Annotated in this window: 13 protein-coding genes and 1 tRNA gene; 4 read left to right on the top strand and 10 right to left on the bottom strand. The window is 66.1% G+C overall.

Features of this window, described 5'->3' with window-relative positions; translation table 11 throughout:
* Position 1: 1 nt before the first annotated feature.
* The 5 genes from BMW90_RS08900 to fabA form a co-directional block, all read right to left on the bottom strand.
* The gene (locus BMW90_RS08900) at positions 2-655 is read right to left on the bottom strand and encodes a hypothetical protein (RefSeq protein WP_074836174.1); all 654 of its coding nucleotides are present in this window, start codon (positions 653-655) and stop codon (positions 2-4) included.
* Positions 656-735: 80 nt separating this feature from the next.
* Positions 736-1,527, bottom strand: coding sequence for an enoyl-ACP reductase FabI (locus BMW90_RS08895; RefSeq protein ID WP_048533954.1), 792 nt, complete (start codon positions 1,525-1,527; stop codon positions 736-738).
* Positions 1,528-1,534: 7 nt separating this feature from the next.
* Positions 1,535-2,764, bottom strand: coding sequence for a beta-ketoacyl-ACP synthase I (gene fabB, locus BMW90_RS08890; protein ID WP_074836172.1), 1,230 nt, complete (start codon positions 2,762-2,764; stop codon positions 1,535-1,537).
* Positions 2,765-2,911: 147 nt separating this feature from the next.
* Entirely contained in the window at positions 2,912-4,798 is a 1,887-nt protein-coding gene (locus BMW90_RS08885) for a PhoX family protein (RefSeq protein WP_074836171.1), read from the bottom strand.
* Positions 4,799-5,022: 224 nt separating this feature from the next.
* A complete protein-coding gene (gene fabA, locus BMW90_RS08880; protein ID WP_048532875.1) occupies positions 5,023-5,532 on the bottom strand; it encodes a bifunctional 3-hydroxydecanoyl-ACP dehydratase/trans-2-decenoyl-ACP isomerase in 510 nt (169 codons plus the stop codon).
* A 188-nt stretch (positions 5,533-5,720) separates the two neighbouring features.
* On the opposite strand from fabA, the gene irr reads away from it, so the two are divergent.
* The gene (irr, locus tag BMW90_RS08875) at positions 5,721-6,143 is read left to right on the top strand and encodes a Fur family transcriptional regulator Irr (protein WP_048532876.1); all 423 of its coding nucleotides are present in this window, start codon (positions 5,721-5,723) and stop codon (positions 6,141-6,143) included.
* Between the two features lie 95 nt (positions 6,144-6,238).
* Positions 6,239-6,496, top strand: coding sequence for a hypothetical protein (locus BMW90_RS08870; RefSeq protein WP_139211289.1), 258 nt, complete (start codon positions 6,239-6,241; stop codon positions 6,494-6,496).
* Positions 6,497-6,520: 24 nt separating this feature from the next.
* On the opposite strand, the gene BMW90_RS08865 is transcribed toward BMW90_RS08870, so the two are convergent.
* From BMW90_RS08865 to BMW90_RS08855, 3 genes are all read right to left on the bottom strand, one after another.
* Positions 6,521-6,606, bottom strand: a tRNA-Leu gene (locus tag BMW90_RS08865).
* Between the two features lie 53 nt (positions 6,607-6,659).
* Positions 6,660-7,220 carry a tetratricopeptide repeat protein gene (locus BMW90_RS08860; RefSeq protein WP_074836168.1) on the bottom strand — a complete coding sequence of 187 codons (561 nt, stop codon included), beginning with the start codon at positions 7,218-7,220 and terminating at the stop codon, positions 6,660-6,662.
* 29 nt (positions 7,221-7,249) lie between these two features.
* Complete coding sequence (locus tag BMW90_RS08855; protein WP_048532880.1) at positions 7,250-7,726, bottom strand: Lrp/AsnC family transcriptional regulator; 477 nt, start codon at positions 7,724-7,726, stop codon at positions 7,250-7,252.
* A 111-nt stretch (positions 7,727-7,837) separates the two neighbouring features.
* On the opposite strand from BMW90_RS08855, the gene putA reads away from it, so the two are divergent.
* Together putA and BMW90_RS08845 are read left to right on the top strand one after the other, a co-directional pair.
* Complete coding sequence (gene putA, locus BMW90_RS08850) at positions 7,838-11,272, top strand: bifunctional proline dehydrogenase/L-glutamate gamma-semialdehyde dehydrogenase PutA (protein WP_074836166.1); 3,435 nt, start codon at positions 7,838-7,840, stop codon at positions 11,270-11,272.
* A 50-nt stretch (positions 11,273-11,322) separates the two neighbouring features.
* Positions 11,323-12,069, top strand: a complete 747-nt coding sequence (locus BMW90_RS08845) for a rhomboid family intramembrane serine protease (protein ID WP_048532884.1) — start codon at positions 11,323-11,325, stop codon at positions 12,067-12,069.
* Here BMW90_RS08845 and BMW90_RS08840 read toward each other — a convergent pair whose 3' ends face one another.
* Positions 12,070-12,468, bottom strand: coding sequence for a DUF2177 family protein (locus tag BMW90_RS08840; RefSeq protein ID WP_074836165.1), 399 nt, complete (start codon positions 12,466-12,468; stop codon positions 12,070-12,072).
* A gap of 39 nt (positions 12,469-12,507) precedes the next feature.
* Positions 12,508-13,617 carry a pyridoxal phosphate-dependent aminotransferase gene (locus BMW90_RS08835; RefSeq protein ID WP_074836163.1) on the bottom strand — a complete coding sequence of 370 codons (1,110 nt, stop codon included), beginning with the start codon at positions 13,615-13,617 and terminating at the stop codon, positions 12,508-12,510.
* Positions 13,618-13,692: the final 75 nt, after the last annotated feature.

Genomic DNA, 13,692 nt, shown 5'->3' with positions numbered 1-13,692 from the left:
GCTAGTCCGCGTCGCAGAGCCGGTCGGCCTGCATCGCAAGCGCCAGGTCGCCCTCGCCCTTGAGCATACATGTCGCCCGGACCGCATGTTCGCCGGCGGCGCCGGTCACAGTGCAGCGCAGGTCTTGCGCGCGGGTGAGTTCCTCAAGCCCGTCCGTCGCCCTGCGCCCGGCCTCGGTGTCGGGGGCGGCGCAGACCAGGCTGTCGAGCACCACCGGCACGCCGCCCAGCATGAAGGCATTGCCGGCAATCACCGCCTCTACCGGGCCGGTCAGCCTGCGCGGCCCGGCCGGGCTTTCGGATCGGCGCACCGCAACGCGATCCTCGAACATCTCCGGTGCCGGCGCCTGCCGCGGCGCGCTGTCCTGCATCTCTTCCAGCCTTGCGGCACCGGCCATGGCGTCCTGTTGCGCGCGCTCCTTGGCGAGCACCGCCAGCACCGTCGCGACGCCATCATCCAGCATCGCACGGATCTCGGGCGTCTGAAGCACGCCGCGGGTGATCATCAGCGACAGCGCGACAAACAGCAGCCGGATTGTCCAGCGAAAGGCGCGGGACTTCGGCCGGGCAGCGGCGCGCGGCGGTTTCGCGGGCTTGCCCTTCGGCTGGGCCGCGTCGCCCATCATGGCGGTTTTCAGAGCCTGATCTGGTGTCATGGAAAAAAATTAGCCCCGCTCCTTGGCAGGAACGGGGCGTAAAACCGCCAGAGTTGTGGCGATTTATCGAAATTCGCGCATCAGAGGTATTCCGCCTGCGGCATGCCCAGGACGTGAAAGCCGCCATCGACGCGGATGATCTCGCCGGTGGTGCAGGCTCCGGCATCGGAGGCCAGATAGACCGCGGTGCCGCCCACCGCCTCGAGCGTGGCATTGGCCCGCAGGGGCGCGTTCTGATCGGTGTGCTTGTACGTCTTGCGCGCGCCCCCGATGGCCGCGCCGGCCAGCGTCTTCATCGGGCCGGGCGAGATCGCGTTGACGCGAATGCCTTCGGGGCCGAGGTCATTGGCGAGATAGCGCACCGAGGCCTCGAGCGCCGCCTTGGCGATGCCCATCACGTTGTAATTCGGCGTCACCCGGTTCGATCCCATATAGGTGAGCGTCAAGAGCGTGCCGCCGTTCTCTACCATCAGCGGATGCGCCCGGCGGGCCACCTCGATGAAGGAATAGGCCGAAATGTCCATCGAGTTCTTGAAGTTGTCGCGGCTGGTGTTGAGCACCCGGCCGGTCAGCTCGGTCTTGTCGGAAAAGGCAATGGCATGGACCAGGAAATCGATGGTCGGCCAGCGCGCGCCCAGTTTTTCGAAGGCCTGGTCGAGCGAGGCATCGTCGGTGACGTCGACATCGACCAGGAAATCGCTGCCGACCGACGCCGCCAGCGGCTCCACCCGCTTGCCAAAGGCCTCGCCCTGGTAGGAGAAGGCCAGTTCGGCCCCGGCCCCGGCCATCGCCTTGGCGATTCCCCAGGCGATCGAGCGCTCGTTGGCGACGCCCATGATCAGCCCGCGTTTGCCCTGCATGGAATGAGACATCTTCAAATCATCCGTTGTACTTGCTCAGGATCATCGACCCGTTGGTGCCGCCGAACCCAAAGGAATTGGTCATCACCGAATCCAATCCGGCGTTTTCGACCAGCGAAGTGGCGATCTCCTCCGGCTTCAGCGCCGGATCGAGGCTGTCCACATTGATCGAGGGGGCAATGAAATCATGTTCGAGCATCAGCAGGCAGTAGATCGCCTCCTGCGCGCCGGTGGCGCCCTGGCTGTGGCCGGTCATCGATTTGGTCGAGCTGACCGGCGGGGTCGTGCCCTCGCCAAAGACCCGGCGCACGGCTTCGATCTCGCCGACATCGCCCACCGGGGTCGAGGTGCCATGGGCGTTGATGTAGCCCACCTTGCGATCCGCGCCGAGGCTCTGCAATGCCAGCCGCATCGCGCGTTCGCCGCCCTCGCCCGAAGGGGCCACCATGTCATGGCCGTCCGAGGTGGCGGCGTAGCCGGTGACCTCGGCATAGATCTTGGCGCCGCGCGCCTTGGCGTGCTCGAGGTCTTCCAGCACCACGATGCCGCCGCCGCCACCGATGACAAACCCGTCGCGGTCCTTGTCGAAGGCGCGGCTGGCTTTTTCCGGCGCGTCGTTGAATTTCGAGGACATCGCGCCCATCGCGTCGAACAGGCAACTCAGCGTCCAGTCGAGCTCTTCGCCACCGCCGGCGAACATCACGTCCTGCTTGCCCAGCATGATCTGCTCGGCGGCATTGCCGATGCAATGCAGCGAGGTCGAGCAGGCCGAGGTGATCGAATAGTTGATGCCCTTGATCTCGTAGGCGGTCGAGAGATTGGCCGAAATCGTCGAGCACATGGTCTTGGGCACGGCAAACGGCCCGATGCGCTTGGTGGCGCCGGTTTTCAGCACGGTCTGATGGGCCTGCAACATCGCGCTGGTCGAGGGCCCGCCCGAGCCGGCGACAAGCCCGGTGCGCGGGTTCGAGATCACGTCGGCGTCGAGCCCGGCATCGGCAATTGCCTGGCCCATGGCGATATAGGCATAGGCCGCGCCCGGCCCCATGAATCGCAGGGTCCGCTTGTCGACGTGATCTGCGACATCGAGCTTGATATCCCCCGCGATCTGGCTGCGGAAGCCATGTTCTTTCATCTGTTCGTTGGCGGTGATGCCGGATTTTCCGGCCTTGAGCGAGGCGAGGACCTCCTCGACATTGTTGCCGATGGAGGAAACGATCCCCAACCCGGTGACGACGACACGGCGCATGAACGCACTCCCTTTGGCCTGTTGGCGCCCTGTGTAAGACAGGCAGGGGTTTAGGGGCAAGCAGATTGGGCGCCGCCGGCGCAGGCCCCAATGCAACACGGCGCCGAAGGGTTCCCCGGCGCCGCGCACTGTACTTTCAGGTCCAGCTTAGCCGATGGTCGCACCGTCCTCGCGCCAGACGGCGACGATGGACGAACGCGGGGCGCCTTCGCCGTCGGGCCATGCGCCGCCCGGGTGCTGCACGCCGACAAAGGCCACCGACTTGTCGAGCGAGAAGCACAGGCCGGTCACCTCGGCGCCGTTCGGCACAGTCATGAAGCGCGCGATCTCGCCGGTTTCGGGGTTGCCCACCAGCATCTGGTTGTTGCCCATGCCGGCGAAGTCGCCTTCGTTGTCGTCGTCGCCGTCGGTCTGGATCCAGAGCATGCCGTCGGAGGAGAAGATCATCCCGTCGGGCGAGTTGAACATGTTGCCCTCGGTGACATTCTCCGAGCCGGCATAGGCGTTGTCATACACCGCCGGGTTGCCGGCCATGACATAAAGATCCCAGGTAAAGGCCTCGGCGGCGTGATTGCCGTCTGCCGGGGTCCAGCGTGCGATCTGACCGAAGTTGTTGGTCTCGCGCGGATTGGCGGCGTTGGTCGACATGTCGTCGCCGCCGGCGTTGGTGGCACCTTCGCCCCGACGCGAGTTGTTGGTCAGCGCCACATAGGCCTCGGGTTTCACCGGGTTCACGGCGACCCATTCCGGGCGGTCCATGGTGGTGCCGCCCGCAGCGGAGGCCGCCATGCGGGTGAAGGCGAGGATCTCGGGCAGCGCCATGCCGGTGGTTTCCGGCGTCAGCGCCAGCCATTCGCCCGTCATGTCGTCATTGAACTTGGCGACATAGAGCGTGCCGTCGTTCAGCAGATCGCCGCCGTCCTGGCCTTCTTCCCAGGTGCCGTTCGAGACGTATTTGTAAAGAAACTCGCCGCGCTCGTCGTCGCCCATATAGACAACGACACGGCCGTCAGCGGCCTGGGTCATGGCCGCGTTCTCGTGCTTGATGCGGCCCAGAGCAGTGCGCTTGATCGGGGTCGAGGCCGGATCGGCGGGATCGATCTCGGTCACGAACCCATGGCGGTGCGGTTCGTTCGGCTCTTGCGAGATGTCGTAACGCGGATCGAAGGTCTCATAGGCGTAGCGGCCTTCGCCACCGATGCCATAGCGGCTGTAGCCCTCGCCTTCCGGCATCTCGCCGGTGGCGCCGAAGTAGCCGTTGAAGTTCTCTTCGCAGGTCAGGTAGGTGCCCCAGAGTGTCCGGCCGGAACCGCAGTTGTTCATCGTGCCCTTGACGGTGCGGCCTTCGGGATCGGCATTGGTCTTGACCAGGTCATGACCGGCCAGCGGCCCTTCGAGGGTCATCTCGGTCTCATGGGTGATGCGGCGGTTCAGCGGGCTGTCCTTGACCACCTCGTAACCGGCGTCGCCCCGGGTCACCTCCATCACCGTGACACCTTGCAGGTTCTTCAGCAGGGTCACCTCGTCGGCGGTCTGCGGCACACCTTCAGAGGCGGCGGGCAGGTTGATCTTGGGGTTCACGTATTCCGAGTTGACGGCGATCACCTCGCGGCCGTCGACCTCGAAGAGCTCCATGCCGTCGGTGTTTTCGCCAAAGACCTTGTCGGACATGTCGACCGACACGCCGGTCTCGGGCGAATAGGCACCATCGGCCTCGGACCAGAGCGCATCGCCCCAGCGAACCAGAACTTTGTGGGCATAGCCGGCGGGCACATGGATCTCGTGGTCGGTGGCTATGCCGATCGGCTCGAAGGCAAACCCGCCGTGACCGGCCGCGCGCGACGCGGTGGTCGACGACAGCAGGCCGGTGCCGAAGACGGCCGCGCCCGAACCGAAGGCGAGCGCGCCGCCAAGAAAGCCGCGGCGCGAAATGGCACGGTCGACGACGGCGTCGAACTGGTTGCCCGCGGGGCGCGGATCGCGCTGTTCGTCGAAGTCATCCCACGAAAGGTCGATGAGCGATTTGTCCACCATGTCAGTAATCCCTTGCTAGACTGTCTGGCTGAGAAAGGCGCCGCCTTTCGGGGCCGCGCCGGTTCGCTCTGCGCCTAAGCCCGGATCGTAACGCTTTTGCGACCGCGCCATGACATTGCGGTTAAGGCACCCGCCATGGCCCTGCCTTGCCCTCCTCGCGCACAAAAACGCCGGCTGCGATGCTGCGCAGCCGGCGTCCGACACATCTCGCTGGCGGGCGCCAATCAGCTCTCGCTGAGCGCCACCTTCATGTCCTTGACCTGATAGATCACCTCGCCGTCGGCCTCGACGATGCCATCGGCCACGCCCATGGTCAGCCGGCGGGTCTGTACCGCCTTGGTGAAATCCACCTTGTAGGTCAGCATCTTGCGGTCGGGCCGCACCATGCCGGTCAGCTTGACCTCGCCCACGCCCAGCGCATAGCCGCGCCCCTGCCAGCCGCGCCATCCGAGGTTGAAGCCGGTAAGCTGCCACAGACCGTCAAGGCCGAGACAGCCAGGCATGATCGGATTGCCGGGAAAGTGGCAGTCAAAGAACCACAGGTCCGGGGTGATGTCGAATTCGGCGCGCACATGGCCCTTGCCGTGTTCGCCGCCATCCGCCGAAACCTCGGTGATCCGGTCCATCATCAGCATCGGCGGTTCCGGCAGCTGCGCATTGCCGGGTCCAAAGAGCTCGCCCCGCGCGCATTTCAGGAGGTCGTCTTTGTCGAAGCTGGTGGGAAAATCGGCCATTCAGGCGCCTTTCTGGAAGGGTCATCACAAGTTTGAACCGGTCTAGCATTCCGCCCGCGACCCATGCAAGGCCACCGCTTTTTCAGCCCATTGGCCGCAAATCAACCGTCCCCGAGGTCAGCTGGACATTGAAAACCATTCGCGAAGGCCCCTATATTGAAACCGTGCATGACAAGCGAGGCATGAGAATGACGTCCCCAGCTTTGGACCGCGGTGCCACCTGGCTCTCTGGCGCGGGCTTGCGCCCGACGCGGCAGCGGTTGACATTGGCGCAGCTGCTGGTGGGCGACGGCAAGAACCGCCATGTCACCGCCGAGAGCCTGTTTTCCAAGGTTCAGGAAGCCGGCGAAAGCGTGTCGCTGGCCACCGTCTACAACACCCTGCGCGCCTTTTGCGACGCCGGGCTGATGCAGGAGGTGACGGTGGATGGCCAGAAAAGCTATTTCGACACCAACACCCACGACCACCCGCATTTCTACTGGGAAGACGACGGCTATCTGACCGATGCCCCGGCCGACCAGCTCAAGATCGTGGCCCTGCCCGACGCGCCCGAGGGCGCCGAAATCGCCAGCGTCGACGTGGTGATCCGCCTGCGGCGCAGAGAGGGCTGAGCGCCCCGCCGCCGGCAATTCCCCATCTCGGCCGCAGTTCCGCCGCATTTCGCGTCAAAGCTCGGGATCGGGGACGCGAAATGCCGGAGGACATCATGCCGAAACTCACTCTCAGATCCATCGGATCATGGCTGCTCATGACCGCCATGCTGGCGCTCTTTCTCGCCGCAACCTGGCACCTGGCAACGGGTGTGATGACAACCCGGATCGAAAGCGTGATGGCCGGCGGTTCGATGATGTTCGGCGCGGTCACCCTGGCCTGGCTGCGGCTCTGGCTGGCCAATGCGTTGACCAGAGAGGTCGCCGCGACGCGCCTGCGCTGGGCCAGCGTGATGGACCCCGAGGCGGTCTGACCGCCGGGATATCCCGATCTTCGCTGGTACCCGCGGCCGGACTCGAACCGGCACGGCCCAGGGGCCTGGAGATTTTAAGTCTCCTGTGTCTACCATTCCACCACGCGGGCCAGCGGGGCCGACCATAAGCCCCTCTGACGCGGTGGAAAACCGCAAAATCACGCTAAAGATCGGTTTCCTCGGGCCCCGGCGTCAGCTGATCGAGAAAGCGCCGTTCCGGCAGCCAGGGATTGAGCGCCAGCGCAACCAGCAGATCCGCCCGCGCCTCGGCCGTCCGGCCCAGCGCCATCAAGGTCAGCGCCCGCCCGGTCAGCGCCCCGGTGTGACGCGGGCTGAGCGCGATCACCCGGTCGAGGTCGATCAACGCGGCGGGATAATCCTGCCGGATGAAGCTGACGAAGCCGCGCTGGTTGTAGCCTTCGGCGTAATCCGGGCAATAGGCGATCAACCGGTCGAAATCCTGCATGGCCCCGAGAAAATCGTAAGCCGACCGCCGCCGCATCCCGCGATCGAGGATCTCCTGCGCGCGCGCATCGGGCGCGTCCGCCCAAAGCGCCCACATCCGGTTCACCACCTGCTGCGCGGCACCCGCGTCGGGCGCAGCCTGCACCTCTTCGAACAGCCCATCAAAAGTCTCGGTATGATCCGGCGGCGGGGGGCAGGTCTCGGCCCGGGCCGTGAGTGGCAACAGCAAGGCAAGAACGATCAGGGCAAGGCGCGACATGCCCCATGGTGCCACGCGGACGCCAGCGATCAAGTCACATCGCCGAGACCGCTTTCCTTGATCGCCTGCATCGCCACATAGGTCGAGGTGTTCGAGACGTGCGGCAGGGTCGAGATCTTCTCGGCCAGCACCTTGCGATAGGCCCGCATGTCCGAGGTGCGCACCTTCATCAGATAGTCGAAATTTCCCGCAATCAGATGGCATTGCTCGATCTCGGGAATTTTCGCCACCGCCGCGGCAAAGGCCGCCAGCGCCGCCTCGCGCGTATCCTCGAGCCGCACCTCGACAAAGGCCACGTGATCCAGCCCCAGGCGGATCGGATCGAGCAGCGCCCGGTAGCCGCGGATCACCCCGGCCTCTTCCAGCCGCCGCAGCCGTGCCTGGGTGGGTGATTTCGACAGGCCGATGCGCTTGGCCAGATCGGTGATCGAGATGCGGCCGTCCTCGGCCAGAACGGTGACGATGGACCGATCGAAACGGTCGAGCTCTATTTGGTCAAGATGCACTGCGAATACCCGAAAATTCGATGAATATGGCTTCCAATAAAGCAAACTCCGGGAGAAATGGCCAGTGGAATCGCGATATCCTGGGCGCAAAGACAACCCTCGGGGATTCGAATGACACAGAATGACTTGGCGGCGCTGCGCGACCGCATCGACGTGCTCACCTATGCGGACGAGGCCGACACCGTCGCGCGGCTGATCGAGACCGCGGCGCTCTCGCCCGAGGACCGGGCGCGCATCTCGGCCGCCGGCGCCGGACTGGTCCGCCGCATCCGCGACAATTCCGACCCCGGAATGATGGAGGTCTTTCTGGCGGAATACGGTCTCTCGACCGACGAGGGTGTGGCGCTGATGTGCCTGGCCGAGGCGCTGCTGCGGGTGCCCGACCCGGAAACCATCGATGCGCTGATCGAGGACAAGATCGCGCCGTCGGACTGGGGCCGCCACATGGGCCATTCCACCTCGCCGCTCGTCAATGCCTCGACCTGGGCGCTGATGCTCACCGGCAAGGTGCTGCGCGAGGATGCCGAGCCCGGCCCGGTCGGCCACCTGCGCGCCGCCGTCAAGCGGCTGGGCGAGCCGGTGATCCGCACCGCCGTCGGCCGCGCGATGAAGGAGATGGGCCGCCAGTTCGTGCTGGGCGAGGACATCCGCGCCGCGATGAAACGCGCCAGCGGCATGGAGCAGAAGGGCTATACCTACAGCTACGACATGCTGGGCGAGGCCGCGCGCACCGATGCCGACGCGATGCGCTATCACGCCGCTTATGGCCGCGCCATCGAGGCCATTGCCAAGGGCTGCGGCTCGGACGACGTGCGCAGGAACCCCGGCATTTCGGTCAAGCTCTCGGCGCTGCATCCGCGTTACGAAGAGGCGCAGAAAGACCGGGTGATGGCCGAGCTCTATCCCCGCCTGCGCGACCTGGCGCTGATGGCGCGCGGCCGCCGGATGGGGCTCAACATCGACGCCGAAGAGGCCGACCGGCTGTCGATCTCGATGGATCTGATCGAGCGGCTGATGCGCGATCCGGGTCTTGCCGGCTGGGATGGCCTGGGCGTGGTGGTGCAGGCCTTTGGTCAGCGCTGCGGCGCGGTGCTCGAATATCTTCACGCGCTGGCCGAAGAGACCGACCGCCGGATCATGGTGCGGCTGGTCAAGGGCGCCTATTGGGACACCGAGATCAAGCTGGCGCAGGTCGAGGGGCTGGCGGGGTTCCCGGTGTTCACCTCGAAACCGGCGACCGACGTGAGCTATATCGCCAATGCCCGCCGTCTGCTGAACATGACCGACCGGATCTATCCGCAGTTCGCCACCCACAACGCCCATACCGTGGCCGCGATTCTCGACATGGCCGAGGACAAGGACAGCTTTGAATTCCAGCGTCTGCACGGCATGGGCGAGGCGCTGCATGACATCGTTCTGAAATCCGAAGGCTCCCGCTGCCGGATCTACGCCCCGGTCGGCGCGCACAAGGACCTGCTGGCCTATCTGGTGCGGCGGCTGCTGGAAAACGGCGCAAATTCGTCTTTCGTCAATCAGATTGTCGACGAAGATGTGCCGCCAGAGGTGGTGGCGCGCGATCCTTTTGAGGCGGTGGGCGATCCGCAGCCCCATCTGCCGAAGGGACCGGAGCTGTTTCAGCCCGAGCGGGTGAATTCGCGCGGCTGGGATCTGGCGCACCGCCCGACGCTGGCGGAAATCGATGCCGCCCGCGCGCCCTTCGCGACGCACCAGTGGCAGGCCGCACCGCTGCTGGCCGGCAAGGCCGCACCGCGCGAGGCCGTGCCCGTCACCAACCCGGCGCTGCCCTCCGAAACCGTCGGCGCGGTCGCCTTTGCCAGCCCCGCCGACTGCGAAACCGCCCTGGACACGGCCCGCCCATGGCAGGCCTCTGCGGCTGAACGTGGCGCCATCCTCAACAAGGCCGCCGATCTCTACGAGGCCAATTACGGCGAGATCTTCGCCCTGGTCGCCCGCGAGGCGGGCAAAAGCCTGCCGGATGCGGTGGCCGAGCTGCGCGAGGCGGTCGATTTCCTGCGCTACTACGCCGCCAATGCGCCCGAGGACGCGCCGGTCGGCACCTTTACCTGCATCAGCCCCTGGAACTTTCCGCTGGCGATCTTCACCGGTCAGGTCTCGGCGGCGCTGGCGGCGGGCAATGCGGTGCTGGCCAAACCTGCGGAACAGACCGGGCTGATCGCCTGCCGCGCGGTCGAGCTGTTGCACGAGGCCGGTGTGCCGCGCGACGTGCTGCAATGTCTGCCCGGTGCAGGTGACGTCGGTGCGGCGCTCACCTCCGATCCGCGCGTCGGCGGCGTGGCCTTTACCGGCTCGACCGAGACGGCCCTGAAAATCCGCCGCAGCATGGCCGACACCCTCGCCCCCGGCGCGCCGCTGATCGCCGAAACCGGCGGGCTGAACGCGATGATCGTCGACAGCACCGCCCTGCCCGAACAGGCGGTTCAGGCCATTGTCGAAAGCGCCTTTCAGTCCGCCGGCCAGCGCTGTTCCGCCCTGCGCTGTCTCTACGTGCAGCGCGACATTGCCGGGCCGTTCATCGAGATGCTGACCGGCGCGATGGAGGCGTTGCAACCCGGGCTGCCCTGGCAGCTCTCCACCGATCTCGGCCCGGTGATCGACGCCGAGGCGCATGAGGGCATCGCCACCTATGTCGCCAAGGCCAAATCCGAAGGTCGCGTCATCAAGCAGATCTCGGTGCCGAAAACCGGCCATTTCATCCCCCCCACCCTGCTGCGCGTCAGCGGCATCGAAGAGATGGACCGCGAGATCTTTGGCCCGGTGCTGCATTTCGCCACCTTCGAGGCCGATCAACTCGATCAGGTGATCGACACGATCAATGCCACCGGCTACGGCCTCACCTTCGGGCTGCACACCCGCATCGACGACCGGGTGCAACATGTGTCCGAGCGCATCCATGCCGGCAATATCTACGTCAACCGCAACCAGATCGGTGCCATCGTCGGCAGCCAGCCCTTTGGCGGCGAGGGGCTTTCGGGCACCGGGCCCAAGGCGGGCGGGCCGAACTATCTGGCGCGCTATTCCAGCCATCCCGCCCCCCTCGCAAGCGAGAGCCCCGGCGCGCAGGTCGACAGCCTGGCCCTCCAAGAGGCGCTGAAGGCCCGCGAACTGCCCGAGGCCGATCAGCCGCTCTCGCTGCCGGGACCGACCGGCGAATCCAACCGGCTCACCGCCCTGCCGCGCCCGCCGCTGCTCTGCCTCGGGCCGGGGGATGCCGCAGCGCAGGCGCAGAAAGCGGCCGTCGAGGCGCTTGGCGGCAGCGGCGTCCGCGTCGCCGGCGCGCTGGAACCGGCGGCCTTGGGCGCGCTGGAGGCCATCTCGGGTGCGCTCTGGTGGGGCGACGCATCCACCGGACGGGCCTATGCGCAGGCGCTGGCCGGACGTGACGGGCCGATCCTGCCGCTGATCACCGGCCTGCCCGACAAGGGGCACGTGGCGCATGAACGCCATGTCTGCGTCGACACCACCGCCTCGGGCGGCAATGCCGCGCTGCTCTCGGGAATGTCATGACCGGCGTGTGATCTCTTGACCTTCGGGGGGAAAGCCACAAGCTTTCCCCCATGTTCCCGATCCGCGATCACAACCCCTCCGGCCGGACGCCCTTTGTCACCTATGCGCTCATGGCGATCAATATCGTCGTGTTCCTGTCATATGTGGACATGGGCGACCGGGCGCTGTCCTATTTCTACTGGGATTACGCGCTGATCCCGGCCAAGGTCAGCGCCGGCGAGGGGATCACCGGGGTTTTCACCTCGATGTTCCTGCATGGCGGTTTTCTGCACCTTGCGGGCAACATGCTGTTTCTCTTCATCTTCGGCGACAATATCGAGGATGAGATGGGGCACCTGCCCTATTTGGGCTTTTACCTCGCCTGCGGGCTGGCCGCCGCGGTGCTGCAATGGGCCAGTGCGCCGCAATCGATGGTGCCGGTGGTCGGCGCCTCGGGGGCGATTGCCGGGGTGATGGGCGGCTACCTGTTGCTCTACCCTCGGGCCAAGGTGGATATCCTGCTGATCTTCATCGTCTTTTTCAAGGTTCTGCCGCTGCCGGCCTGGATCATGCTGGGGCTGTGGTTCGGCATGCAGCTCTTTGGCGGCTTCAGCACGCCGGGCGATGGCGGCGGCGTCGCCTATTGGGCCCATGCCGGCGGCTTCGTCGCCGGGATCGTGCTCTGCCTTCCGCTGTGGATGCGGCTTGGCGGGCCGCGCTTCTGGGCGAAAACCCAAGGCCACCCGCCGCATCCCGATGCCACGTATCCGCTGTCACGCAGTTCGATCCCGCGCGCCGGGCGGCGGCGGCGGCGCTGATCAGCTCAGCGCGCGGGTGATCATCAGCCCCGCCCAGGCGGCAAAGCCGGTGAGGAAAATGCCCCAGCTCAGATCGGTCAGCAGCATCGACCAGGACCAGCCTTTCAAGGTCGCCAGATTGGTGAACTCGTAGGTGCCATAGGCCAGCGCCCCCAGAAAGGCCCCGCCCAGCGCCGCCTGCGCCGGCGCTTCGGCCCGCAGGGCCGGCAGGCTGACGAACCAGATCAGCCCTGCGACGTAGAACAGGTAGAAGACCAGCGCCGGAACAAGGCGGAACCCGTCGACCAGAAGGTCGCCGACATGGCGTTCGAACACCGGGCGGATCAGGAGCCGCAACCCGATGACATCGAGGCCGAGAAAGACCAGCGCGGTGGCGAAATACAAGATGAGAATCTGCATGCAGCGAAGATAGGCCGCAGGCCGGCAAAGACCAGTGGCTCAGCCCCGTCGCGCGACGGCGAGCGCCTCGGGCAGTGCGGCGGCAAAAGCGTCGAGCATCTCCGGCGTGCCGGCGCTGATCCTGATGCAGCGGTCTTCCGGCGCAACAAAGGGCATTCGCACAAAGACCCCCTGTGCCAGCAGGCCGGTCAGAACCCGGCGGGCGAAACCGCCGTCGGCGCCGCAATCCACCGCCACGAAATTGGTGGCCGAGGCCAGCGGCCGAAGCCCGTTGTCCCGCGCGATCGCCGCGATTCTGTCGCGCGCCGTGGCCACGTCGCGCTGCACCCGGGCCAGCCACGCGCGATCCTGCAAGGCCGCCAGCGCGCCCGCCTGGGCCGAGCGGTTCATCCCGAAATGGTTGCGCACCTTTTCATAGGCGGCGATCACATCCGCCTGGCCGATGGCATACCCCACCCGCGCGCCGGCCATGCCATGCGCCTTGGAAAAAGTCCGGAAGCGCAGAACCGCCGGGTCCGTGACGTCAAACGCCGGCACCGAATCCTCAGGCGCGAATTCGACATAGGCCTCGTCGAGCACCAGCACACATCCCGCCGGCAGCGCCGCGATCATCGCCTCGACCTGCGCCGCCGAGAGCCAACTGCCCATCGGATTGTCGGGGTTGGCCAGATAGATCAGCTTTGCCCCGACCGCGCGCGCCTTGGCGAGCAGTGCCTCGGTATCCTCGTGATCGTCGCGATAGGGCACCCGGTGCAGCGTGCCGCCATGGCCCGCCACGTGAAAGTTGAACGTCGGATAGGCGCCATCCGAGGTCACCACCTGATCTCCGGGGCCGACCATCAGCCGCACGGTGGATTCCAGCAGCCCGTCGATCCCGGCACCGAGGACGATATTGTCGGCACCGATGCCCAAATCCTCGGCCAGCGCATGCCGCAGATCAAAGCTGGTGCTGTCGCCGTATTTCCAGATCTCGGCATCTGCTGCCTGCATCGCCCGGCTGGCCAGCGGCGACGGGCCGAAGACGCTTTCGTTGGCGCCAAGACGGGCCACGAAAGGCGCGCCCCGGTCACGCTCCATCTGTTCCGGGCCGACGAAGGGCACGGTGGGCGGCAGGGCGGCGACGATATCGGTGAAACGCGGTCCTCTCATCCCCCTGCACTATCCCGAGCCGGCCGAAGGATGCAAGCGCTCCGCCATCGCGCCCGAACAACACAATCGCGACAG

This window comes from Marinovum algicola, assembly GCF_900109145.1.
Lineage (GTDB): Bacteria > Pseudomonadota > Alphaproteobacteria > Rhodobacterales > Rhodobacteraceae > Marinovum > Marinovum algicola.
Note: the sequence above shows the minus strand (reverse complement) of the source record. Positions and strands in the feature narration are given on the sequence as shown.

Coding starts and splice junctions, on each gene's coding strand:
- BMW90_RS08900 (WP_074836174.1), bottom strand. CDS start 655: ATGACACCAGATCAGGCTCTGAAAACCGCCATGATGGGCGACGCGGCC.
- BMW90_RS08895 (WP_048533954.1), bottom strand. CDS start 1,527: ATGTCTCATTCCATGCAGGGCAAACGCGGGCTGATCATGGGCGTCGCC.
- fabB (WP_074836172.1), bottom strand. CDS start 2,764: ATGCGCCGTGTCGTCGTCACCGGGTTGGGGATCGTTTCCTCCATCGGC.
- BMW90_RS08885 (WP_074836171.1), bottom strand. CDS start 4,798: ATGGTGGACAAATCGCTCATCGACCTTTCGTGGGATGACTTCGACGAA.
- fabA (WP_048532875.1), bottom strand. CDS start 5,532: ATGGCCGATTTTCCCACCAGCTTCGACAAAGACGACCTCCTGAAATGC.
- irr (WP_048532876.1), top strand. CDS start 5,721: ATGACGTCCCCAGCTTTGGACCGCGGTGCCACCTGGCTCTCTGGCGCG.
- BMW90_RS08870 (WP_139211289.1), top strand. CDS start 6,239: ATGCCGAAACTCACTCTCAGATCCATCGGATCATGGCTGCTCATGACC.
- BMW90_RS08860 (WP_074836168.1), bottom strand. CDS start 7,220: ATGTCGCGCCTTGCCCTGATCGTTCTTGCCTTGCTGTTGCCACTCACG.
- putA (WP_074836166.1), top strand. CDS start 7,838: ATGACACAGAATGACTTGGCGGCGCTGCGCGACCGCATCGACGTGCTC.
- BMW90_RS08845 (WP_048532884.1), top strand. CDS start 11,323: ATGTTCCCGATCCGCGATCACAACCCCTCCGGCCGGACGCCCTTTGTC.
- BMW90_RS08840 (WP_074836165.1), bottom strand. CDS start 12,468: ATGCAGATTCTCATCTTGTATTTCGCCACCGCGCTGGTCTTTCTCGGC.
- BMW90_RS08835 (WP_074836163.1), bottom strand. CDS start 13,617: ATGAGAGGACCGCGTTTCACCGATATCGTCGCCGCCCTGCCGCCCACC.